Source organism: Mycobacterium neumannii, assembly GCF_048452905.1.
Classification (GTDB): Bacteria; Actinomycetota; Actinomycetes; order Mycobacteriales; family Mycobacteriaceae; genus Mycobacterium; species Mycobacterium neumannii_B.
In genome coordinates this window covers 334,000-356,021 of sequence record NZ_JBCGVF010000007.1, presented here as the reverse complement: position 1 = coordinate 356,021, position 22,022 = coordinate 334,000, and the positions used below count along the sequence as shown (strand labels likewise).

The 22,022-nt window shown below is 68.3% G+C and carries 20 protein-coding genes; 15 read left to right on the top strand and 5 right to left on the bottom strand.

Features of this window, described 5'->3' with window-relative positions:
• Nucleotides 1–3 precede the first annotated feature (3 nt).
• Complete coding sequence (locus AAHH99_RS21965) at nucleotides 4–552, top strand: hypothetical protein (protein ID WP_418770586.1); 549 nt, start codon at nucleotides 4–6, stop codon at nucleotides 550–552.
• 10 nt (nucleotides 553–562) lie between these two features.
• Here the strand turns inward: AAHH99_RS21965 and AAHH99_RS21960 are convergent, their stop codons facing one another.
• The gene (locus tag AAHH99_RS21960) at nucleotides 563–1,783 is read right to left on the bottom strand and encodes an FAD-dependent monooxygenase (RefSeq protein WP_418770585.1); all 1,221 of its coding nucleotides are present in this window, start codon (nucleotides 1,781–1,783) and stop codon (nucleotides 563–565) included.
• Nucleotides 1,784–1,800: 17 nt separating this feature from the next.
• Nucleotides 1,801–3,003 carry a serine hydrolase domain-containing protein gene (locus AAHH99_RS21955; RefSeq protein ID WP_418770584.1) on the bottom strand — a complete coding sequence of 401 codons (1,203 nt, stop codon included), beginning with the start codon at nucleotides 3,001–3,003 and terminating at the stop codon, nucleotides 1,801–1,803.
• A gap of 144 nt (nucleotides 3,004–3,147) precedes the next feature.
• On the opposite strand from AAHH99_RS21955, the gene pyrR reads away from it, so the two are divergent.
• The 12 genes from pyrR (at nucleotide 3,148) to metK (ending at nucleotide 16,215) form a co-directional block, all read left to right on the top strand.
• Entirely contained in the window at nucleotides 3,148–3,744 is a 597-nt protein-coding gene (gene pyrR / locus AAHH99_RS21950) for a bifunctional pyr operon transcriptional regulator/uracil phosphoribosyltransferase PyrR (RefSeq protein ID WP_418770583.1), read from the top strand.
• Nucleotides 3,741–4,691 carry an aspartate carbamoyltransferase catalytic subunit gene (locus AAHH99_RS21945; protein WP_064395441.1) on the top strand — a complete coding sequence of 317 codons (951 nt, stop codon included), beginning with the start codon at nucleotides 3,741–3,743 and terminating at the stop codon, nucleotides 4,689–4,691. The genes pyrR and AAHH99_RS21945 overlap by 4 nt, the downstream gene beginning before the upstream one ends.
• On the top strand, nucleotides 4,688–5,992 hold the full coding sequence (locus AAHH99_RS21940; RefSeq protein ID WP_418770582.1) for a dihydroorotase: 1,305 nt from the start codon (nucleotides 4,688–4,690) through the stop codon (nucleotides 5,990–5,992). The genes AAHH99_RS21945 and AAHH99_RS21940 overlap by 4 nt, the downstream gene beginning before the upstream one ends.
• Complete coding sequence (locus AAHH99_RS21935) at nucleotides 5,989–6,492, top strand: transporter (protein ID WP_418770581.1); 504 nt, start codon at nucleotides 5,989–5,991, stop codon at nucleotides 6,490–6,492. The genes AAHH99_RS21940 and AAHH99_RS21935 overlap by 4 nt, the downstream gene beginning before the upstream one ends.
• A complete protein-coding gene (carA, locus tag AAHH99_RS21930; RefSeq protein WP_418770580.1) occupies nucleotides 6,489–7,619 on the top strand; it encodes a glutamine-hydrolyzing carbamoyl-phosphate synthase small subunit in 1,131 nt (376 codons plus the stop codon). Before AAHH99_RS21935 ends, carA begins: the two co-directional genes overlap by 4 nt.
• 91 nt (nucleotides 7,620–7,710) lie before the next feature.
• Nucleotides 7,711–11,058, top strand: a complete 3,348-nt coding sequence (carB, locus tag AAHH99_RS21925; protein ID WP_418770579.1) for a carbamoyl-phosphate synthase large subunit — start codon at nucleotides 7,711–7,713, stop codon at nucleotides 11,056–11,058.
• The gene (gene pyrF, locus AAHH99_RS21920; protein WP_418770578.1) at nucleotides 11,055–11,873 is read left to right on the top strand and encodes an orotidine-5'-phosphate decarboxylase; all 819 of its coding nucleotides are present in this window, start codon (nucleotides 11,055–11,057) and stop codon (nucleotides 11,871–11,873) included. The genes carB and pyrF overlap by 4 nt, the downstream gene beginning before the upstream one ends.
• Before the next feature lie 429 nt (nucleotides 11,874–12,302).
• Nucleotides 12,303–12,620 carry an integration host factor, actinobacterial type gene (gene mihF / locus AAHH99_RS21915; protein ID WP_003889986.1) on the top strand — a complete coding sequence of 106 codons (318 nt, stop codon included), beginning with the start codon at nucleotides 12,303–12,305 and terminating at the stop codon, nucleotides 12,618–12,620.
• A 9-nt stretch (nucleotides 12,621–12,629) separates the two neighbouring features.
• Nucleotides 12,630–13,205, top strand: coding sequence for a guanylate kinase (gene gmk / locus AAHH99_RS21910; protein ID WP_418770577.1), 576 nt, complete (start codon nucleotides 12,630–12,632; stop codon nucleotides 13,203–13,205).
• A gap of 73 nt (nucleotides 13,206–13,278) precedes the next feature.
• Nucleotides 13,279–13,596: a DNA-directed RNA polymerase subunit omega gene (gene rpoZ / locus AAHH99_RS21905; protein ID WP_064395447.1), complete on the top strand. Its 318-nt coding sequence runs from the start codon at nucleotides 13,279–13,281 to the stop codon at nucleotides 13,594–13,596.
• Nucleotides 13,597–13,627: 31 nt separating this feature from the next.
• A complete protein-coding gene (coaBC, locus tag AAHH99_RS21900; protein WP_418770576.1) occupies nucleotides 13,628–14,878 on the top strand; it encodes a bifunctional phosphopantothenoylcysteine decarboxylase/phosphopantothenate--cysteine ligase CoaBC in 1,251 nt (416 codons plus the stop codon).
• 128 nt (nucleotides 14,879–15,006) lie between these two features.
• Nucleotides 15,007–16,215, top strand: a complete 1,209-nt coding sequence (metK, locus tag AAHH99_RS21895; RefSeq protein WP_418770575.1) for a methionine adenosyltransferase — start codon at nucleotides 15,007–15,009, stop codon at nucleotides 16,213–16,215.
• A gap of 147 nt (nucleotides 16,216–16,362) precedes the next feature.
• Here the strand turns inward: metK and AAHH99_RS21890 are convergent, their stop codons facing one another.
• Genes AAHH99_RS21890 through AAHH99_RS21880 form a run of 3 tightly spaced genes read right to left on the bottom strand, consistent with a single transcriptional unit; the run spans nucleotide 16,363 to nucleotide 19,252 of the window.
• Nucleotides 16,363–17,844 (bottom strand): flavin-containing monooxygenase, encoded by a 1,482-nt coding sequence (locus AAHH99_RS21890; protein ID WP_418770574.1) that lies wholly within the window; start codon nucleotides 17,842–17,844, stop codon nucleotides 16,363–16,365.
• A gap of 29 nt (nucleotides 17,845–17,873) precedes the next feature.
• On the bottom strand, nucleotides 17,874–18,293 hold the full coding sequence (locus tag AAHH99_RS21885; RefSeq protein ID WP_418770573.1) for an ester cyclase: 420 nt from the start codon (nucleotides 18,291–18,293) through the stop codon (nucleotides 17,874–17,876).
• Nucleotides 18,290–19,252: an alpha/beta hydrolase gene (locus tag AAHH99_RS21880; RefSeq protein ID WP_418770572.1), complete on the bottom strand. Its 963-nt coding sequence runs from the start codon at nucleotides 19,250–19,252 to the stop codon at nucleotides 18,290–18,292. Before AAHH99_RS21880 ends, AAHH99_RS21885 begins: the two co-directional genes overlap by 4 nt.
• On the opposite strand from AAHH99_RS21880, the gene AAHH99_RS21875 reads away from it, so the two are divergent.
• Complete coding sequence (locus tag AAHH99_RS21875; protein ID WP_418770571.1) at nucleotides 19,251–19,973, top strand: lysoplasmalogenase; 723 nt, start codon at nucleotides 19,251–19,253, stop codon at nucleotides 19,971–19,973. The genes AAHH99_RS21880 and AAHH99_RS21875 overlap by 2 nt on opposite strands.
• 77 nt (nucleotides 19,974–20,050) lie before the next feature.
• On the top strand, nucleotides 20,051–21,997 hold the full coding sequence (locus tag AAHH99_RS21870) for a primosomal protein N' (protein WP_418770738.1): 1,947 nt from the start codon (nucleotides 20,051–20,053) through the stop codon (nucleotides 21,995–21,997).
• Nucleotides 21,998–22,022 lie beyond the last annotated feature (25 nt).

Below are 22,022 nucleotides of genomic sequence, written 5' to 3'. Positions count from 1 at the left end.
GCGATGCCCACACCGCAGGACTGGGCGCCGTACTCGAGCGTCGACGAAGCGGCCAGGGTGTATCTACGCGATCCCGAACTCGCGCTCGACCAACTGCGGTCGGTAGTGGACCTGCCGATCATCAAGTCGTTCATCATGTCGCGCGGCTACATCGACGAGCCGTGGGGCGAGGAGGACCAATCCCTTTGGCAGGAGGTCGTCCTCACCGACGGGCACCGACTGATCATGTGGCGCGCCGACGACGAGATGTCGTCGACCGACCGCGATCGTCGCGTGCTCAACGCCTCGGTGCGCACGATCCTGTTGTCGACGATCACCGACCACGTGCTCACAACCGAGTACGAGGTGCTCGACGACGGCACCCGGCGCCTGTCGGAGGTCAGGTTGCGGATGTACACCCAACTGATCACCCGCGCACGACAGAAGTCGGCCACCGAATCAGATGTCTACTGCGAGTCGTTCCGCTACTACAAGTCCGTTGACAACGGCGGGCTCGCGCAGATGCAGCGGCTGCTGCAGTTCGGGCGCGTCCTCTCGCGCAGCATGCAGTAGCGCGTGGAGTTCAGTTGTCCACCATGGCCGGATATTCCGGCAACGCGATCGAATCGGCCGTCGTGAACCACAGCCGTGCGGCCACCGGTCGAAACGGCCAGCGCTGCATCCACTTCATCACCGCCGCGTTGACCGCGATGTCGGACTCCTTCATCGGTGCATACCGGTCGATGGTGTTGTTCAACTTCTGGCAGGTGTTGACGTACGGGCGCATCCGCGACTCGTACCGCGCCAGCGCATCGGCGATGCCGTCCGCCTCGAACGAATCCGCCGGTCCCAGTTCACCCGCGAGGAGATAGGCGCCGACGAGCGCGAGGCTCGTGCCCATACCCGACAGCGGCGATGCGCAGTATCCGGCATCGCCGACCAGGGTGACGCGTCCCGTCGACCAGGACGGCATGTGGATCTGGGCGAAGGAATCGAAGTAGAAGTCGTCGGCTTGGTCGGCGGCGGCCAGCAGCGCGTCGCACTCCCACCCGGCGCCTGCAAACCGCTCGGCGAGGATCCGGCGCTGTTGGTCGGGGTCGTGCCGGTCGTACTCAATCGGCTCGGACCGAAAAGCCAGGCCGGCCTTGGCGATTGCGGGGTCGTGGGAGGGCCGCATCGAGGCGTTGAGGCCGCCGGGGGCCTGGTAGAGCAGGTACCAGCCGTCGAGTCCGACGCTGTCGGGCGCGGAGAACCACGCGTTGTATCCGCCGATGGGCTTGACGAATTGTTCCTCGGGGCCGAAGGCCAGGCGGCGCACCGTCGAATGCGGACCGTCGGCGCCGACGACGAGGTCGGCGTGCAGCACGGTGCCGTCGGCCAGTGTCGCCTCGATTCCCGCGTCGACTTCGCGAATTTCCGAGATCCGCTGTCCGAAGCGGTATTCGACGGAGTCGCGGGTGGCCTGGTACAGCACGTCCACCAGATCGCCTCGTAGGATCTCCAACTTCGACACCAGACCGTTGCCGTCGAACGCGGTCACCGGCATCTCGGCACGTCTGCTGCTGTCCGAACGCACCCAGGCCGCACCGCGCTGTTCGAGTGCGCGGGCCCGCATCTGGTCGATCAGCCCCATCCGCTCGACGACGTCGCCGCCCGCGCCGCGCAGGTCGACCGTCTGGCCGCCGGGCCGCACGCCCAGTGCGATCTCCACGACGACGACGCGATATCCGTTGCGCGTCAACCAGAACGCCAACGACGGCCCGGCGATCCCGGCGCCACTGATCAAGACGGTTGGCTGGGTCATGCCGTCAGACTAAACGCTCAGATGTCGAGTGCCTGGTAGGTCCGGCGGACGAATTTCGGCTGAGCGCTTTGCAGCTTGGCCAGCGATGTGTTGCCCGCGATCGCGGCCATGTCGACGTTGATATCGGGCAGGTTCTGGACCAGGTAGATCAGGATCAGATCCGCGGACGGGTCAGCCTGCCACCAGGTGCCGTAGGCGCCGGGCCAGCTGAAAGTGCCCAGCCCGCCGGGCCCGAACAGCGGCCGGGATTTCGCCGGATCGGTCACCACCGAGAGGTTCAGCCCGAATCCGCGGCCCACCCAGAACGGGGCGCCGAGGAAGTTCTGGCGCTTCTGCTCGTCGGTCAGGCGGTCGGTGCGCATGAGACGCACGGACTCTTCCGAGAGCACCTGGACCCCCTCCAGCGTCCCGCCGGCCAACAGCATCCGTGCGAAGCGCAGGTAGTCGTCGACGGTCGACCACAATCCGGCACCGCCTGTGCAGAACGGCGGATCGGAGATCGGCGCGGGTCCCATCACGTCGTGCTGCAGGGTGTTGCTCTGGTCGAGCTTGTACATCGTCGCGGCGCGGTGGCGCCGCGCCGTGCCCACCGAGAACCCGGTGTCGGGCATCTGCAGTGGATCGAAGATCCGTTCGCGCAGGATGTCGGACAACGGTTTGCCCACGATTCGCGATATCGCGATTCCGAGCACGTCGGTGGCGTGGCTGTAGGTGAGCCGGTCGCCGGGCTGGTGCACCAGCGGTAGAGCGGCCAACTCGGCCAGCCAGCGGTCCTGATCCTGGCGGAACGACATCCGGCCGTAGGCGCGGCTCAACGGACCCAGTACCGAGAAGGCATAGGCCAGGCCGCTGCGGTGTGTCATCAGATCGTCGAACGTGATCAGGCGCCGGGCAGGCGTCGTTTTGTCCAGGTCGCCCTGCGGGTCGACGAGCACCTGCATGTCGGCGAGTTCGGGAACCCACGTGGCGACCGGGTCGGTGAGCGCGAAGTGGCCTTGCTCGAGAAGACTCATCGCGGCGGCGACCGTCACGGGTTTGGTCATCGAGGCGATGCGGAAGATCGTGTCCCGCTGCATCGGCAGTCCGGCGTCGACGTCGCGGTGCCCCAACTCGTTAACCTGAACCACCTCACCGGCGTGCCACACCAGGGTGACCGCACCGGCGAGGAGCCCCGCGTCGATCGCCTCGCGGATGGACGCGTGGTTGCCGTCGAGTTTCATCGCGGCAAGCCTACTGACGCGCCGGCGCGGGCAGTCGCCTTCGTGGCCTGATCGGACCACCGTCGTCCGGGTGCTAAGCTTCCCCGCAGTTTCGACGTCCTTTAAGGAGCCGTCCAGAGAGGCGGAGAAGGAGGTCAGAGTCGCTTGGGCGCGCATGAAGGCTCGTCGGGCACCGACCGGGAGCTGATGTCCGCAGCGGACGTCGGCCGCACCATTTCCCGTATCGCCCACCAGATCATCGAGAAGACCGCACTCGACGGTTCCCCCGATGACGCCGAAGCCCCCCACGTCGTCCTGCTCGGCATCCCGACCCGCGGCGTGACGTTGGCCACCCGGCTCGCCGAGAAAATCAAGGAGTTCTCCGGCGTCGTCGTCCCGCACGGCGCGCTGGACAACACGCTGTACCGCGACGACCTCGACTTCAAGCCGCCCCGCGCTCTGGAGGAGACCTCGATACCCGGGGGCGGTGTCGACCAGTCGCTCGTCATCCTCGTCGACGACGTGCTCTACACCGGCCGCTCGGTGCGCGCGGCCCTGGACGCCCTGCGCGACATCGGCAGGCCGAAGGCGGTGCAGCTGGCGGTCCTCGTCGACCGCGGCCACCGCGAGCTGCCGCTGCGTGCGGACTACGTGGGCAAGAACGTGCCCACGTCCCGAAGTGAGAACGTCAAGGTCCGGTTAGCCGAAGACGACGGCCACGACCGTGTGTCCATCGCGCCGTACGGAGGTCCGATCAGGTGAAACATCTGCTCTCGGCGGCGGACCTGTCGCGCGACGACGCGCTGGCGATCCTCGACAACGCCGACCGTTTCAGCCAGGCGCTGCTCGGCCGCGAGGTCAAGAAGCTGCCCACCCTGCGTGGGCGCACGATCATCACGATGTTCTACGAAAACTCGACCCGCACCCGGGTCTCCTTCGAGGTCGCCGGTAAGTGGATGAGCGCCGACGTGATCAACGTCAGCGCCTCGGGATCGTCGGTGTCCAAGGGGGAGTCGCTGCGCGACACCGCGTTGACGCTGCGCGCGGCGGGAGCCGACGCTCTGATCCTGCGCCACCCCGCTTCGGGAGCGCCGCAGCAACTCGCGGAGTGGACGGCCACCGAGGACGGGCATGGTCCCGCGGTCATCAACGCCGGCGACGGCACCCACGAGCACCCCACCCAGGCGCTGCTCGACGCGTTGACCATCCGCCAGCGCCTCGGCGACATCGAGGGCAAGCGGGTGGTCATCGTCGGCGATGTCCTGCACAGCCGGGTGGCCCGCTCGAATGTGCTTCTGCTGCATACCCTCGGCGCGGAGGTGGTGCTGGTCGCGCCGCCGACGCTGCTGCCGGTCGGCGTCGCCGGCTGGCCGGTCACGGTGTCGCACGACCTCGACGCCGAACTGCCGCTGGCCGACGCGGTGCTGATGCTGAGGGTGCAGGCCGAGCGCATGAACGGCGGATTCTTCCCGTCGGCCAGGGAGTACTCGGTGCTCTACGGCTTGTCCGAGAAGCGCCAGGCGCTGCTTTCGGGTAACGCGGTGGTGCTCCACCCGGGGCCGATGGTCCGCGGTATGGAGATCGCGTTCTCCGTCGCCGACTCGTCGCAATCGGCTGTGCTGCAACAAGTTTCCAACGGCGTGCATATCCGTATGGCGGTGCTGTTCCACCTGTTGGTGGGTGCCGAGAAAGAGGCGATCAGCGTATGAGCGTGCTGATACGAGGGGTCCGGCTCTACGGTGAGGGCGACCGCGTCGACGTGCTGGTGGACGACGAGCAGATCGCCGACATCGGCGCGGACCTGGCGGAGTCCGGCGGCCTCGAGAAGGCCTCCGAGGTGATCGACGCCACCGATCAGGTTCTGCTGCCCGGCTTCGTCGACCTGCACACTCACCTGCGCGAGCCCGGCCGCGAGTACGCCGAGGACATCGAAACCGGCTCGGCAGCAGCCGCTCTGGGCGGGTACACCGCGGTGTTCGCCATGGCCAACACCAACCCCGTCGCCGACAGCCCCGTGGTGACCGACCATGTCTGGCAGCGAGGTCAGCAGGTGGGCCTGGTCGACGTGCACCCCGTCGGCGCGGTGACCGTCGGCCTGGCGGGTGCCCAGCTCACCGAGATGGGGATGATGGCAGGCGGTGCCGCGCAGGTGCGGATGTTCTCCGACGACGGCATCTGTGTGCACGATCCGCTGATCATGCGCCGCGCGCTCGAATACGCCACCGGGCTCGGTGTGCTGATCGCCCAGCACGCTGAGGAACCCCGGCTCACGGTCGGCGCCGTCGCCCACGAAGGTCCCAACGCCGCCCGGCTGGGCCTCGCCGGGTGGCCGCGGGCGGCCGAGGAGTCGATCGTCGCGCGCGATGCGCTGCTGGCACGCGACGCCGGTGCGCGGGTGCACATCTGCCATGCGTCCACCACGGGCACGGTCGAGATCGTGCGATGGGCGAAATCACAAGCGATCTCGATCACAGCGGAGGTGACCCCACACCACCTGCTGCTCGACGACGAACGGCTGGCCACCTACGACGGGCGTTACCGGGTCAACCCGCCGCTGCGTGAGGCTTCGGACGCGCGGGCGCTGCGCCAGGCGCTGGCGGACGGGATCATCGATTGTGTGGCCACCGATCACGCCCCCCACGCCGAGCACGAGAAGTGCTGCGAGTTCTCCGTCGCCCGCCCCGGCATGCTCGGATTGCAGACCGCGCTGTCGGTGGTGGTCGAGACGATGGTGCGCCCGGGGCTGCTGAGCTGGCGGGACGTCGCGCGGGTGATGAGCGAGCGGCCCGCCGAGATCGTCGGGCTGCCCGATCAGGGAAGGCCACTGGAGATCGGCGAGCCGGCCAACCTGACGGTGGTCGACCCGGACGCGACGTGGACGGTCGAGGGTTCCGCGCTGGCCAGCCGCTCGGCAAACACCCCCTACGAGGCGCTCGAACTGCCCGCGGCGGTCACGCTGACGTTGTTGCGCGGCAAGGTGACTGCGCGCGATGGGAAGTGTCCGGCATGAATACGGCCACGCTCGTCGGATCGCTGGTCATGGCCGCCGTCGTGGCCGTGCTCATCGCGGTGCTGATCCAGGCGATGATCCGGGGATGGCGCCGCCGCGCCGAACGTCAGGCCGAACTGATCGGCACGCTGCCTGCGCTTCCCGACACTGTCGGGCCCGCGATCGTGTCCGCCACCAAGGGCCTGTACGTCGGCAGCACGCTGGCCCCCCATTGGAACGACCGAATCGTGGTCGGCGACCTGGGCTTTCGCGCCAAAGCCGTGCTGACCCGTTACCCCGAAGGAATCATGTTGCAGCGCAGCGGTGCTCTGCCGATCTGGATCCCCGACGAGGCGATCACCGAAATCCGCACCGAGCGGGGGATCGCGGGCAAGGCGATGACGCACGAAGGCATTCTCGCGATCCGGTGGCGATTGCCGTCAGGCACCGAAATCGATACCGGGTTTCGCGCCAACGACCGCCGCGAGTACTCGCACTGGGTGGAACAGGAGGCGGTGTGAGAGGAACCGACAAGGCCGTTCTAGTGCTCGAGGACGGCCGCGTCTTCACGGGCACGGCGTTCGGCGCGGCCGGGCAGGCGCTCGGCGAGGCGGTGTTCTCCACCGGAATGTCGGGCTATCAGGAGACGCTCACCGATCCGAGTTATCACGGTCAGATCGTGGTCGCGACGGCACCGCAGATCGGCAACACCGGATGGAACCACGAGGACGCCGAGAGCCGCGGCGACAAGATCTGGGTGGCCGGTTACGCGGTGCGCGATCCCTCGCCGAGGGCCTCGAACTGGCGGGCCACCGGCACGCTCGACGAGGAACTCGAACGGCAGGGCATCGTCGGCATCGCGGGCATCGACACCCGCGCGGTGGTGCGCCACTTGCGCAGTCGGGGCTCGATGCGGGCCGGGTTATTCTCCGGACCGGCGCTGGCTGACCCCGACGAGCTGCTCGAGCGGGTGCGCAGTCAGCCCGGCATGCTCGGCGCGAACCTGGCGGGAGAGGTCAGCACCGACGCCACTTATGTGGTGGAACCCGAAGGGCCGCAACGGTTCACGGTGGCAGCGATCGACCTCGGCATCAAAACCAACACCCCCCGCAATTTCGCAAGACGCGGTATCCGCAGCCACGTGCTGCCGGCGTCGACGACCTACGAGCAGATCGCCGACCTGAAACCCGACGGCGTGTTCTTGTCCAACGGCCCCGGCGACCCCGCCACCGCCGACCACATCGTGGCCGTCACCCGGGAGGTGCTCGGCGCGGGCATTCCGCTGTTCGGCATCTGTTTCGGCAACCAGATCCTGGGCCGTGCGCTGGGACGCTCGACGTACAAGATGGTGTTCGGCCACCGCGGGATCAACGTGCCGGTGATCGACCACCAGACCGGCGCCGTCGCGATCACCGCGCAGAACCACGGTTTCGCCCTCGAGGGCGAGGCGGGGGAGCGCTTCGACACCCCGTTCGGTGAGGCGATCGTCAGCCACACCTGCGCCAACGACGGCGTCGTAGAGGGCATCAAACTCGTCAGCGGGCTGGCCTTTTCGGTGCAGTACCACCCGGAGGCCGCGGCCGGACCGCACGATGCGAACTATCTGTTCGATAAGTTCGTCGACCTGATGGCAGGGGAGAATAAGTGACGTCGTCCGCGGTGAGCGACCGCTGTTGTACAAATTTGCGCGGCGTGTCGTGCGCAAACACGGTCACTCGCGGTAGAAGAGGTATGCGGTAATGCCCAAGCGGAGCGACCTGAACCACGTCCTGGTGATCGGCTCCGGGCCGATCGTGATCGGTCAGGCCGCCGAATTCGACTACTCCGGCACCCAGGCGTGCCGGGTACTGCGCGCCGAGGGGTTGCAGGTCAGCCTGATCAACTCGAATCCGGCGACGATCATGACCGACCCCGAGTACGCCGACCACACCTACGTGGAGCCGATCACGCCCGCGTTCGTCGAGCGGGTGATCGTGCAGCAGGCCGAGCGCGGCAACAAGATCGACGGCCTGCTGGCCACGCTGGGTGGCCAGACGGCGCTGAACACCGCGGTCGCGCTGTCGGAGTCGGGTGCGCTGGCCAAGCACGGGGTGGAGCTGATCGGCGCGGACTTCGAGGCCATCCAGCGCGGCGAGGACCGGCAGCGGTTCAAGGACATCGTCGCCAAGGTCGGCGGCGAATCCGCCCGCTCCCGAGTCTGTTTCACCATGGACGAGGTACGCGAAACCGTCGAGGACCTCGGCCTTCCCGTGGTGGTGCGCCCCTCGTTCACGATGGGCGGGCTGGGCTCGGGAATGGCGTACTCCGCCGAGGACGTCGATCGGATGGCCGGTGACGGGCTCGCGGCCTCGCCGAGTGCCAACGTGCTGATCGAGGAATCGATCTTCGGCTGGAAGGAATACGAACTCGAGTTGATGCGCGACGGCCGCGACAACGTGGTCGTGGTGTGCTCGATCGAAAACTTCGACCCGATGGGTGTGCACACCGGCGACTCGGTCACCGTCGCGCCTGCCATGACGCTCACCGACCGCGAATACCAGACGATGCGTGATCTGGGCATCGCGATCCTGCGCGAGGTCGGCGTCGACACCGGCGGCTGCAACATCCAGTTCGCCGTCAACCCCGCCGACGGGCGCCTGATCGTGATCGAGATGAACCCGCGAGTGTCGCGGTCGAGCGCGCTCGCGTCGAAGGCCACCGGGTTTCCGATCGCCAAGATCGCGGCGAAGCTGGCCATCGGCTACACGCTCGACGAAATCGTCAACGACATCACCAAGGAGACCCCGGCCTGTTTCGAGCCGACGCTCGACTACGTCGTCGTCAAGGCCCCGCGCTTCGCGTTCGAGAAGTTCCCCGGCGCCGACGGCACGCTGACCACCACCATGAAGTCGGTCGGCGAGGCGATGTCGTTGGGGCGCAACTTCATCGAAGCGCTCGGCAAGGTGATGCGCTCGCTGGAGTCCGGCCGCGCCGGGTTCTGGACCAAGCCCGACCCCGATGAAGACACGGTCACCGTCGACGAGTTGCTGGCGCGGCTGAGCACACCGTCGGACGGACGCCTGTATGACCTGGAACTGGTGCTGCGCAAGGGCGCGACCGTCGAGCAGGTGTCGAAGGCCTCCGGAGTCGACCCGTGGTTCGTCGAGCAGATCGCCGGGCTGGTCGCGCTGCGCGCCGAAATCGTCGATGCGCCGGTGCTCGACGCCGACCTGTTGCGGCGCGCCAAGTACCACGGGCTGTCCGACCGCCAGATCGCCGCATTGCGACCCGAACTCGCCGGTGAGGTCGGTGTCCGGGCGCTGCGCCAGCGACTCGGCATCCACCCGGTATTCAAGACCGTCGACACGTGCGCCGCCGAGTTCGAGGCCAAGACCCCGTACCACTACAGCAGCTATGAGCTCGACCCCGCCGCCGAGACGGAGGTGGCCCCGCAGACCGAGCGGCCCAAGGTGCTGATCCTCGGCTCGGGCCCCAACCGCATCGGTCAGGGCATCGAGTTCGACTACAGCTGCGTGCACGCCGCAACGACGTTGAGCCAGGCCGGCTTCGAGACGGTCATGGTCAACTGCAACCCCGAGACGGTGTCCACCGACTACGACACCGCCGACCGGCTCTACTTCGAACCGCTCACCTTCGAGGACGTGCTCGAGGTGTACTACGCCGAATCCGTCTCCGGCGCAAGCGGTCCCGGTGTCGTCGGCGTCATCGTGCAGCTCGGCGGCCAGACGCCGCTCGGACTGGCCGAACGCCTGCAGAGCGCCGGCGTGCCGATCGTCGGTACCAGCCCCAAGGCCATCGACCTGGCCGAGGATCGCGGCGCGTTCGGCGAGGTGCTGACCAACGCGGGCCTGCCTGCACCGCGGTTCGGCCTGGCCACCAGCTTCGAGCAGGCGCGGCGCATCGCCGCCGAGATCGGTTACCCCGTGCTGGTGCGGCCCTCCTACGTTCTCGGCGGCCGCGGCATGGAGATCGTCTACGACGACGAGACGCTGCAGGGCTACATCACCAGGGCCACCGAACTCTCGCCCGAACATCCCGTGCTGGTGGACCGGTTCCTCGAGGACGCCATAGAGATCGACGTCGACGCGCTCTGCGACGGGACCGAGGTCTACATCGGCGGCATCATGGAGCACATCGAGGAGGCCGGTATCCACTCCGGTGACTCCGCGTGCGCGCTGCCACCGGTGACGTTGGGCCGCAGCGACATCGAGGCCGTTCGGCGGGCCACCGAAGCGATCGCCCACGGTATCGGCGTGGTGGGCCTGCTGAACGTGCAGTACGCGCTCAAGGACGACGTGCTCTACGTGCTGGAGGCCAACCCGCGCGCCAGCCGCACCGTGCCGTTCGTCTCGAAGGCCACCGCGGTGCCCCTGGCCAAGGCGTGTGCGCGGATCATGCTCGGCGCGACGATCGCCGAGCTGCGCGAGGAAGGCGTGCTGGCGCGCACCGGGGACGGCGCGAGCACCGCACGCAACGCTCCGGTGGCGGTCAAGGAAGCCGTTCTGCCGTTCAACCGGTTCCGCAAACACGATGGCACCCAGATCGACTCGCTGCTGGGCCCGGAGATGAAGTCGACGGGCGAGGTGATGGGCATCGACCACGATTTCGGAAGCGCCTTCGCCAAGAGCCAGACCGCCGCCTACGGGTCCCTGCCGCTGGAGGGCACGGTGTTCGTGTCGGTGGCCAACCGCGACAAGCGGTCGCTGGTGTTCCCCGTCAAACGGCTTGCCGATCTAGGGTTCAGGGTTCTGGCCACCGAAGGCACCGCGGAGATGTTGCGGCGCAACGGGATTCCGTGCGAGGAGGTACGCAAACACTTCCAGGAGCCGAGCGAGGACAGGCCGGCCTCGTCGGCCGTCGACCTCATCAAGGCCGGGGAGGTGGACATGGTGATCAACACCCCGTACGGCAACTCCGGTCCTCGCGTCGACGGATACGAGATCCGTTCCGCGGCGGTGGCGAACAGCATTCCGTGTGTCACGACGGTGCAGGGCGCGTCCGCGGCGGTACAGGGCATCGAGGCCGGCATCCGCGGTGACATCGGCGTGATGTCACTGCAGGAACTGCACAGCGTGCTGGGGCCGTGACGAGGTTCGGCCTGCAGTTGGCCGACGCGGCGGCCCGGCGTGGACCACTGTGTCTGGGCATCGACCCGCACCCGGAGTTGATGCGCGCATGGGGACTCACCGCTGACGCCGACGGGTTGCGCCGGTTCTGCTCTGTGTGCGTGACGGCGTTTTCCGACTTCGCCGTCGTCAAACCGCAGGTCGCGTTCTTCGAGGCGTACGGCGCCGCCGGGTTCGCGGTCCTCGAGCACACCATCGCCGCGCTCCGCGAGGCGGGAGTGCTGGTGCTCGCCGACGCCAAACGCGGCGATATCGGCTCGACGATGGCCGCGTACGCCGCCGCATGGGCGGGTGATTCGCCGCTGGCCGCCGACGCGGTGACCGCATCGCCCTACCTCGGCTTCGGCTCGCTGCAACCGCTGATCGACACCGCGATGGCCCACGACCGCGGGGTGTTCGTGCTTGCGGCCACCTCGAACCCCGAGGGCGCGTCCATACAGCGCGCCGATGCCGGCGGGCGCACCGTCGCGCAGGCGATCGTCGACGCCGCCGCGGCTATCAACCACGCCTTGCCCGCGCAACCCGGCCCGATCGGCGTCGTCGTCGGCGCCACCCTTGCCGACCCCCCCGACGTCAGCGCGCTCGCCGGACCGGTCCTGGTCCCCGGTGTCGGGGCCCAGGGCGGGCGTCCGGAGGCGTTGAGCGGGCTCGGAGGGGCCCAACCCGGCCAGTTGCTGCCCGCGGTGTCCCGCGAGGTGCTGCGCGCCGGCCCGGACGTGGGCGCGGTGCGCGCCGCGGCCGAGAGAATGCGCGATGCGGTCGCCTACCTGGCCTGACATACCGGCTGGCGACGCAACTCAGGCACCGCCAGACTCACCTGTCACAGACGTCACAAACCGGCTGCTCGCGACACGCCCGAAAGCTGATGACCAGCGAAAATTTTCTTCTTCGGCGGCGCCGACCCGCCGTAGTGTGGCGCAGGTCACGCGCTGAGCGCCCGATTAGCGCTTCCACACAATCCGAAATGCCTTGATATGCAGGCGGTTCCGGCGGCGGAAAACGAGATTTCGACGCTCCCGGCCGCGAAACGCCGTAGGCGCGTGTCGGGCGCGACTGCCCGACACGCTGGGCTTTTGACGCCGTAACCAGGGGGTGGGGTTCGCTTTCGTCAGCATGCGTGGGTACGGTCGTCGTCGCTGGCTGTTTCTGGGTTTTCCCTATCAGCCGAGGCAGTGAAAATTGATGGTGATGAGACGGAGGAACCCGTGGCCCTTCCCCAGTTGACCGACGAACAGCGCGCGGCCGCGTTGGAGAAGGCTGCCGCCGCACGTCGAGCCCGAGCCGAATTGAAGGATCGGCTCAAGCGCGGCGGCACCAACCTCAAGCAGGTGCTCAAGGATGCCGAGACCGACGAGGTCTTGGGCAAGATGAAAGTTTCGGCGCTTCTGGAGGCGTTGCCCAAGGTCGGCAAGGTCAAGGCGCAGGAGATCATGACCGAACTCGAAATCGCCCCGACCCGCCGGTTGCGCGGTCTCGGCGATCGTCAGCGCAAGGCGCTGCTGGAAAAGTTCGACCAGTCCTAGGCGCCTAAGTTGAGCGCCGGCCGAGGGGCCGGCCGGGTAGTCGTGCTGTCCGGCCCCTCTGCCGTCGGGAAGTCGACCGTCGTTCGCTGTCTGCGCGAACGCGTTCCCGACCTGCACTTCAGCGTGTCCGTCACCACCAGGGCGCCGCGCCCGGGTGAGGTCGACGGCGTTGATTACTCGTTCGTGACCCCTGACGAATTCGATGAACTGATCGCCGACGGCGCCCTGCTCGAATGGGCGGAGATCCACGGTGGGCTGCACCGCTCCGGAACACCAGCCCGGCCCGTCCGCGAGGCGATCTCCGCCGACAGGCCCGTTCTGATCGAGGTGGATCTCGCGGGCGCGCGGGCCGTCAAGTCCGCGATGCCCGAGGCCCTGACCGTCTTCCTGGCGCCGCCGAGCTGGGAAGAGCTGAAGAACCGGCTGACCGGACGGGGCACCGAGACACCCGAGGCGATGGAGCGCCGGCTGGCGACCGCGCGAGCCGAACTCGCCGCACAGGACGACTTCGACGCCGTGGTCGTGAACAGTCAATTGGAGTCTGCATGCGCCGAATTGGTATCCTTGCTGGTGGGCCACAGATAAGTACGCGCCGGAGACGGCGCCGCAGGCCCGACAGCTATCTCGCATTCAGCTAAACCCGCCAGGAGAATTTTTCGTGAGCACCCCGCACGCCGACACGCAGCTGGCAGCTGTGGACGACTTCGACACGTCCGCAGCCAGCGCCTACGACACGCCGTTGGGCATCACCAACCCGCCCATCGACGAGCTGCTGGATCGCGCGTCGAGCAAGTATGCGCTGGTGATCTATGCCGCCAAGCGCGCCCGCCAGATCAACGACTACTACAACCAGCTCGGCGACGGCATCCTCGAGTACGTCGGCCCGCTGGTTGAGCCCGGCCTGCAGGAGAAACCGCTGTCGATCGCGCTGCGCGAGATCCACGCCGACCTGCTCGAGCACACCGAAGGCGAGTAGCAACACCGCGAGGCATAGGGGAGCGGCCGCCATGGAGCCCAAGCGGATCATCGTCGGCGTCGCCGGTGGTATCGCCGCCTACAAGGCGGCCACGGTGGTCAGACAGCTCACCGAGGCCGGACACGACGTCCGCGTCGTCCCCACCGAGTCCGCGCTGCGGTTCGTCGGTGCCGCCACCTTCGAGGCCCTCTCGGGCCATGCCGTTCACACCGGCGTCTGGGACGACGTCCACGAGGTGCCGCACGTCCGCTTCGGCCAGGAGGCCGACCTGGTCGTCGTCGCCCCCGCCACCGCGGATCTTCTGGCGCGGGCCGTCGCGGGCCGCGCGGACGACCTGCTGACCGCGACGCTACTGACCGCGCGATGTCCGGTGCTGTTCGCCCCGGCCATGCACACCGAAATGTGGTTCCACCCCGCGACGGTGGAGAACGTGGCCACACTGCGTCGTCGCGGTGCCGTCGTCCTCGAACCCGCGTCGGGCCGGCTGACCGGAGCCGACAGCGGCGCGGGCCGCCTGCCCGAGGCCGAGGAGATCAGCACGCTGGCCCAACTTTTGCTGACGCGACCGGACGCCCTGCCCTACGACCTGGCAGGGGTCAAGGTGCTGGTTTCCGCGGGCGGGACGCGCGAGCCGATCGATCCCGTGCGGTTCATCGGCAACCGCAGTTCGGGCAAACAGGGCTATGCGATGGCGCGGGTGATGGCCCAGCGCGGTGCCGACGTCACGCTGATCGCCGGCAACACCGCCGGACTGGTTGACCCGGCGGGCGTCGACGTCGTACACATCGGCTCGGCCGCCCAGCTCAAGGACGCCGTGTCCAAGCACGCACCCGACGCGCACGTGCTGGTGATGGCGGCCGCGGTCGCGGATTTCCGGCCCACGCAGATGCAGACCAGCAAGATCAAGAAGTCCGCCGATCCGGACGCCGCCGCGCCGGTCATCGAACTGACCCGCACCGAGGACGTGCTCGCCGGCGCAGTGCGGGCCCGCGCCGACGGGCAGCTGCCGAATATGCGGGCCATCGTGGGGTTCGCTGCCGAGACCGGCGACGCGAACGGCGACGTGCTTCACCACGCTCGCGCGAAGCTGCAGCGCAAGGGATGCGATTTGCTCGTGGTCAATGCGGTGGGCGAGAATCGGGCGTTCGAAGTGGACAACAACGACGGTTGGCTGCTCGCGGCCGACGGCGCGGAGTCCACACTGGAGCACGGTTCGAAAACGCTGATGGCCAGCCGTATCGTGGACGCGATCGTGGCCTTCCTGCACAGCGGCAGCGGGTAACGCGGATCACGCATCCGGCTGCGTGAAATGCTTGCGCGCGAGTCAAGCACAGGCTTGGGTGCAACAGGGCACGCCTACAATTTGATGAACTAACTACCTCAAGATGACTTGAGCGGAAGGATCACACCGTGAGTGAAGCTCGGCTGTTCACCAGTGAGTCGGTAACCGAGGGCCACCCCGACAAGATCTGCGACGCGATCAGCGACTCGGTGCTCGACGCTTTGCTCGCGGGGGATCCCAAATCGCGGGTTGCCGTGGAGACGCTGGTCACCACCGGGCAGGTGCACGTCGTCGGTGAGGTGACGACAACGGCCAAGGAGGCCTTCGCCGACATCGCCACCACGGTGCGCGAGCGCATCCTGGAGATCGGCTACGACTCGTCGGAGAAGGGCTTCGACGGTGAGACCTGCGGCGTCAATGTCGGCATCGGTCGTCAGTCACCCGATATCGCGATGGGCGTCGACACCGCGCACGAGACCCGCGTCGAGGGTGCGGGCGACCCGCTCGACCTGCAGGGCGCGGGCGACCAGGGCCTGATGTTCGGCTACGCGATCAAGGACACGCCCGAGCTGATGCCGCTGCCGATCGCGCTCGCACACCGGCTGTCGCGCCGGCTGACCGAGGTTCGCAAGAGCGGTGTGCTCGACTACCTGCGCCCCGACGGCAAGACCCAGGTCACCGTGCAGTACGACGGCACGACCCCGGTGCGCCTCGACACGGTCGTGCTGTCGACGCAGCACGCGGCGGGCATCGACCTCGAGGGGACGCTGACGCCGGATATCCGCGAAAAGGTCGTCAACACCGTCCTCGCCGACCTGGGCCACGACTCGATGGACACCTCCGACTTCCGCCTGCTGGTGAACCCGACCGGCAAGTTCGTGCTCGGCGGCCCCATGGGTGATGCGGGGCTGACGGGCCGCAAGATCATCGTCGACACCTACGGCGGCTGGGCCCGTCACGGCGGCGGCGCATTCTCGGGCAAGGACCCGTCCAAGGTGGACCGGTCGGCGGCCTACGCGATGCGCTGGGTGGCGAAGAACGTCGTCGCGGCGGGTCTGGCCGAGCGCGTCGAGGTCCAGGTCGCCTACGCGATCGGCAAGGCTGCTCCGGTCGGTCTGTTCGTCGAGACGTTCGGCAGCGAGTCCGTCGATCCGGGCCGCATCGAGAAAGCCATCACCTCGGTATTCGACCTGCGTCCCGGCGCGATCGTGCGCGACCTCGACCTGCTGCGCCCGATTTACGCGCAGACCGCCGCGTACGGCCACTTCGGCCGCACCGACGTCGAGCTGCCCTGGGAGCAGCTGAACAAGGTCGACGAGCTCAAGGCCGCCGTCTGAGGACGATCAAGCGGCGAGGTACGAGCCGCGTTGAGGAGTCGGACGAGAAGGGTCCGTCTAGTTCGTCTGCCCAGCGCCGAAACTGACGAATTGGTCGCCCTCGACGGCTGATCCCAGCCATTTCGTCGGCCTCGGCGCGATGGAGACCTACGAACTGAACGCGTAATCCCGCAGCGGGAAGCGGCGGCTGCGCCAGTACGCCTCGAGTGTGGTGGTCGGCCGCAGCGGGGCGTCGCCGTTCTTGTCGAAGTAGTAGCTGTTGGCGCGCTGGCAGCTCTCTTGCCAGAAGATCTGGCGGTGCCGTTTGCGCATCATCTCGTCGAAGTAGCGGTCGTTGGCCTCCTGGGTGACCTCCACGCGGCGGGCGCTCTTGTGTCGGGCGTGCTTGAGACAGCGCACGATGTGGTGCGTCTGCGTCTCAATGAGCGCGAAATACGACGAGCCGACATAGCCGTACGGCCCGAATACCGTGAAGAAGTTCGGGAAGCCGGGCACGCTGACGCCCTCGTAGGCCTGCAGCCGGTGTTCTTGCCAGTGCCGACTCCAGGACCGGCCGCCGGCCCCGGTCACCGAGAAGGTCGGCATCTCGTCGGTGTCCATGACCTTGAACCCGGTGGCCAGGATCAGGACGTCGGCCTCGCGGGTCGCGCCGTCGACAGTGGCCACGCCCGAACCGGTGATCTTGTCGATCGGCTCGGTGACCAACTCGACGTTGTCGCGGTTGTACGTCGACAGATAAGTGTTGTGGAAGCCGGGCCGCTTGCAGCCGACCGCGTAGTCGGGCGTGAGCTTTTCGCGGACCTCCGGGTCGTGGACTTCTTTACGCAGATACGCTTCGCCGGCCTTGGACATGTTCTTGGCTATCGGGTTGATCGTGAAGTACTGCGCGGGCAGCGTGAAGGTGAGCTCGACGAACCCCTGGCTGATCAGCCGCTGCACCACATGGCCGCCGGGCAGCCGCATCATCCGCCGCACCGTTGGCGACAGCGGCACGTCGAACTTCGGGAAACACCAGATCGGTGTGCGCTGAAAGACGGTGAGCTGCTTGACGACGGGTGCGATCTCCGGGATCACCTGCACCGCTGAGGCGCCAGTGCCGATGACCGCGACGCGCTTGCCCGACAGGTCCTGCGAGTGATCCCAACGCGCGGTGTGCATGGTCACGCCGGCGAACGAGTCGACGCCGTCGATGTCGGGCAGGTTCGGGGTGACCAGCGCGCCGCACGCATTGATCAGGAAGCGGGATGTGACGACATCGCCGGAGTCGATTTCTACCCGCCACAGGTTCTGGTCGTCGTCGAAGACCGCGCCGAGCACCTTGGTGTTGAACCGGATCTTTGGCCGCAGACGGTACTTGTCGACGCAGTGCTCGGCGTATGCGCGCAGCTCGTGCCCCGGTGCGTACGTGCGGGTCCATTCCGGGCTCTGCTCGAAGGAGAACTGGTAGGAGAACGACGGAATATCAACGGCGATACCGGGATACGTGTTCCAGTACCACGTCCCGCCGGGCCCGTCGCCCGCCTCGATGATGAGGTAGTCGCCGAGACCGGCCTTGTCGAGGCTGATTCCCGCGCCAATACCGGAGAAGCCAGCACCGACGATGATGGTGTCGTGATCGGGCACTGTCATAGGGCCTCCCCGTGTCGCTCACATCTCGCTCACGGTACCTCGATGTTCAGCCGCTGCGACAACTCCCATGCACTGCGCTCGACCCAGTTGGTGAGCAGCTTGCCGTCCTCGCCGACCGCCCACACGGCCGTCCCGGTCATCGCGATATCGCTGCCGTCGGGCGCGCTTCCGAGGTAGCCGTTGTTCTTCCCGGTCAGCTGCCACCGCGACGCGACGCGGCTGCCGTCAGCGCTCTCGAACGACTCGACGACGTCCAGGTGCAAGTCGTCGACCTTGCTGAGGAAGCCGGCGATCCATTCCTTGAAATTCTCGCGGCCGCGCACCGTCTCCCCACCGCTGACGATCACGAAGTCCTCGACCACGAAGTGGTCCGCCGCGGCTGGGTCGTGGGCGTTCCAGACCTCGTCCCAGAACGCGTGCACGATGTCGATGGATCTCGATGTGTTCACACCGGGTGTAACGCGGCGTGTAGCGCCCTCAATCCCCGTTCGGTGGCCTCGGTCGCGGCGGGCACTACCCCGGCATAGCCGAGGTAGCCGTGCACGAGCGATTCAGCATTGTGCAGTTCGACACGAACCCCGGCGGCCGACAGCAACTCCGCATATCGGGCGCCGTCGTCACGCAACGGGTCATGGCCCGCGACCGCGATGTAGGCCGGCGGCAGGCCGGTCAGATCCTCGGCGCGCGCGGGCGCCAGCGTCGCGGGCATGTCCGACAGGTCCATGTCACCGACATACCACCGCGAAAAGCCGCCTACCGCAGCAAAATCGAGGATCGGCGCGTCGGCGTTCTCGGCGAACGACGGCAACGTGGTGTCCCACGTCGTCGCTGGATACCACAGCAGCTGGAAACAGATCTCCGGGCCGCCCGCGTCGCGCGCCAACTGCGCCACCACCGCGGCAAGATTGCCGCCCGCCGAGTCGCCGGCCACCGCGAGCCGGCCCGCGTCGACGCACAGCTCGTCCGCGTTCGCGGCGACCCACTGCGTCACCGCCCACACATCGTCGACGGCGGCGGGGTATGGGTGCTCTGGTGCCAGCCGATAGTCGACGGATACCACCACGGCCTCGGCGTCGGCCGCATGCCGGCGCGCGGTGCCGTCGTAGCTGTCGAGGTCACCGACACACCAGCCGCCGCCGTGGAAGAACACCACCACGGGGGCGTGCGCGTCTGACGCGGTCGGCGGCCGGTACACCCGGACCGGGATCGGACCACCGGGCCCCTCGACCGTGCGGTCCTGGGCACGCACCTCGGGGAGGATCTCGACGCGCGGCAGCGCGTTGAACCGTTCACGCGCGGCCCGCACGCCCCCGTCGGTTGTCAACTGGAACGGAACTGCCTGCAGTACCTTCAGCAGAATGGCGTCGATGGGTTCCGGGCTGGCCGGCCCTACCTCAGGGACTGACATGGGGACACCGTACGTTCATCGGCGGACCCGGCTTCTGTGGGTGGCCGCCGCCGTCGTGGCCGCCTGCTACGGGCTGTTCCTGATCGCGACCGCGGTGCGGCTGCCCGCCGGCGCCGAGCTCACCGGCCAGTTCGCGTTGCAGCCCGCGGTCAAGGCCGCCGCGGCGGTGCTGCTCGCGGCGGCTGCGTTGTCGCATCCGATCGCCCGGGAGCGACGCTGGCTGGTGGCCGCGCTGCTGTTCTCGGCGGCGGGGGATTTTTTGTTGGCACTGCCGTGGTGGGAGCCGTCGTTCATGCTCGGGCTGGCCGCGTTCCTCGTCGCCCACCTGTGCTTCCTGGGCGCGCTGTGGCCGTTGGTCACGCGTTCCGGTCCGAGGCTGGCCGCCGCCGCGGTCACGGTCGCGGCCTGCCTGGCCCTGCTGGTGTGGTTCTGGCCGCGGCTCATCGCCGAGGGCATGGCCGTACCGGTCACGCTGTACATCGCGGTGCTAGGTGCGATGGTGTGCGCCGCGCTGATGGCCCGGTTGCCCACGCCGTGGACGGCGCTGGGCGCGGTGTGTTTCGCGGTGTCGGATGCGATGATCGGGATCGGCAAGTTCGTGCTGGGTTCCGAGGCGCTTGCGCTGCCGATCTGGTGGGTGTATGCGGCCTCGCTGTTGCTCATCACCGCCGGGTTCTTCTTCGGCAGGACGTCGGTGCCGTCTGCTACCAATCCTGCGTGACGGGGTCCGACAGCCCGGCCCGCCCGGGCGCCACCAGACAGCCTGCCGAGCACGAGCCGGTCGCGCGTGTGCTGCCGATGCTGACCGTTCCCCACCTCGACCGCGAGTTCGACTACCTCGTCGCGGCCGAGCAGTCCGACGACGCGCAACCCGGCGTCCGCGTCCGGGTGCGGTTCCACGGCCGGCTGGTCGACGCGTTCATTCTGGAGCGGCGGTCCGAAACCGACCACGTCGGCAAGCTCGGCTGGCTCGATCGCGTGGTCTCGCCCGAACCGGTGCTGACGCCCGAGATCCGTCGACTGGCCGACGGCGTCGCGGCCCGTTACGCCGGCACCCGCGCGGACGTTCTGCGGCTGGCCATCCCGCCGCGGCACGCCCGGGTCGAGAAACAGCAGCCACCTCAGACGGCGCCGATCGACCCGCGACCCGTCGACACCGACCCCTGGAACGCCTACGGCAGAGGTGAGCAGTTCCTAACGGCCGTGGCGGGCGGACGTGCCGCACGCGCGGTCTGGCAGGCGCTGCCCGGCGAAGCGTGGCCCGACCGGCTGGCCGAAGCCGCCGCGGTGATGGCGAACTCCGGCCGCGGTGTGCTGGTGATCGTGCCGGATCAACGCGACATCGACGCGGTGCACACCGCCGCGCTCGGCCTCCTCGACGAAGACGTGGTGGTGGCGCTGTCGGCGGGACTCGGTCCCGCGCAACGCTATCGGCGATGGTTGTCGGTGCTTCGCGGCAGCGCCCAACTCGTCATCGGCACCCGCAGCGCGGTGTTCGCACCCGTCGCCGATCTCGGCCTGGTGATGGTGTGGGACGACGGCGACGACACGCTCGCCGAACCTCGTGCGCCCTATCCGCATGCGCGTGAAGTGGCGATGTTGCGGGCACATCAGCTCCGCTGCGCCGCACTGATCGGCGGATTCGCAAGGACCGCGGAGGCCCAGGCGCTGGTGCGCAGCGGTTGGGCGCACGACCTGGTCGCGCTCCGGCCGGTGGTGCGGTCGGCCTCACCGCGTGTCATCGCCCTCGACGACAGCGGTTTCGAACAGGAACGCGACCCGGCCGCCCGGTCGGCCCGGCTCCCGTCGATGGCGCTGCAGGCCGCGCGCAAAGCGCTGGAGTCCGGTTCCCCGGTGCTGGTGCAAGTACCCCGCCGCGGATACGTACCCGCGCTCGCGTGCGGGCGCTGCCGGACCATCGCCCGGTGCCGCAACTGCACGGGGCCGTTGTCGCTTCCCGACCGCGATGCCTCAGGCGCGGTATGCCGGTGGTGCGGGCGCGCCCACCCGTCGCTGCGCTGTGTGCGGTGCGGCTCGGATGCGGTGCGTGCGGTCGTCGTCGGGGCCAGGCGAACCGCCGAGGAACTCGGCAGGGCATTTCCGGGCACCACGGTCATCACCTCCGGCGGTGATGCGATGGTCGCCGAGGTCCCGGCGCGGTCCGCTGTCGTGGTCGCCACCCCCGGCGCCGAACCGGTGGCCGCGGGCGGCTACGGCGCCGCGCTGCTATTGGACAGCTGGGCACTGCTCGGCCGCCAGGACCTGCGGGCGGCCGAGGACACCTTGCGCAGGTGGATGGCCGCGGCCGCCCTGGTACGCAACCGCGGCGACGGCGGGGTGATCGCGGTGGTGGCGGAGTCCGCGATACCGACCGTGCAGGCGCTGATCCGCTGGGATCCCGTCGGCCATGCCGATGCTGAGCTGAACGCGCGCGCTGAAGTCGGCCTGCCGCCCGACGTGCACATGGCCGCGGTGGACGGACCGCCCGAGGCGGTGCACGCCTTGCTCGACACCGCGGACACGCCTGACGGCACCGAACAACTCGGCCCGGTCGATCTGCCGGTCGGGGCGCGCCGACCGCCGGGACTGGCCTCCGACACGACGGTGATCCGGATGCTGCTGAGGGTTCCCCGTGACACCGGACTGGCCCTATCGTCGGCCCTGCGCCGGGCCACCGCGGTGCTCAGCGCCCGTCACGACCAACAGCCGGTTCGCGTCCAGATCGACCCGCTGCACATCGGGTGACCCGATGGCCAGTTCGCGCCCAAAT

Excerpts from the sequence above, each read along its gene's own strand:
- AAHH99_RS21965 (WP_418770586.1), top strand. The coding sequence starts at position 4 with ATGCCCACACCGCAGGACTGGGCGCCGTACTCGAGCGTCGACGAAGCG.
- AAHH99_RS21960 (WP_418770585.1), bottom strand. The coding sequence starts at position 1,783 with ATGACCCAGCCAACCGTCTTGATCAGTGGCGCCGGGATCGCCGGGCCG.
- AAHH99_RS21955 (WP_418770584.1), bottom strand. The coding sequence starts at position 3,003 with ATGAAACTCGACGGCAACCACGCGTCCATCCGCGAGGCGATCGACGCG.
- AAHH99_RS21940 (WP_418770582.1), top strand. The coding sequence starts at position 4,688 with ATGAGCGTGCTGATACGAGGGGTCCGGCTCTACGGTGAGGGCGACCGC.
- AAHH99_RS21935 (WP_418770581.1), top strand. The coding sequence starts at position 5,989 with ATGAATACGGCCACGCTCGTCGGATCGCTGGTCATGGCCGCCGTCGTG.
- carB (WP_418770579.1), top strand. The coding sequence starts at position 7,711 with ATGCCCAAGCGGAGCGACCTGAACCACGTCCTGGTGATCGGCTCCGGG.
- coaBC (WP_418770576.1), top strand. The coding sequence starts at position 13,628 with ATGGAGCCCAAGCGGATCATCGTCGGCGTCGCCGGTGGTATCGCCGCC.
- AAHH99_RS21890 (WP_418770574.1), bottom strand. The coding sequence starts at position 17,844 with ATGACAGTGCCCGATCACGACACCATCATCGTCGGTGCTGGCTTCTCC.
- AAHH99_RS21875 (WP_418770571.1), top strand. The coding sequence starts at position 19,251 with ATGGGGACACCGTACGTTCATCGGCGGACCCGGCTTCTGTGGGTGGCC.
- AAHH99_RS21880 (WP_418770572.1), bottom strand. The coding sequence starts at position 19,252 with ATGTCAGTCCCTGAGGTAGGGCCGGCCAGCCCGGAACCCATCGACGCC.
- AAHH99_RS21870 (WP_418770738.1), top strand. The coding sequence starts at position 20,051 with ATGCTGACCGTTCCCCACCTCGACCGCGAGTTCGACTACCTCGTCGCG.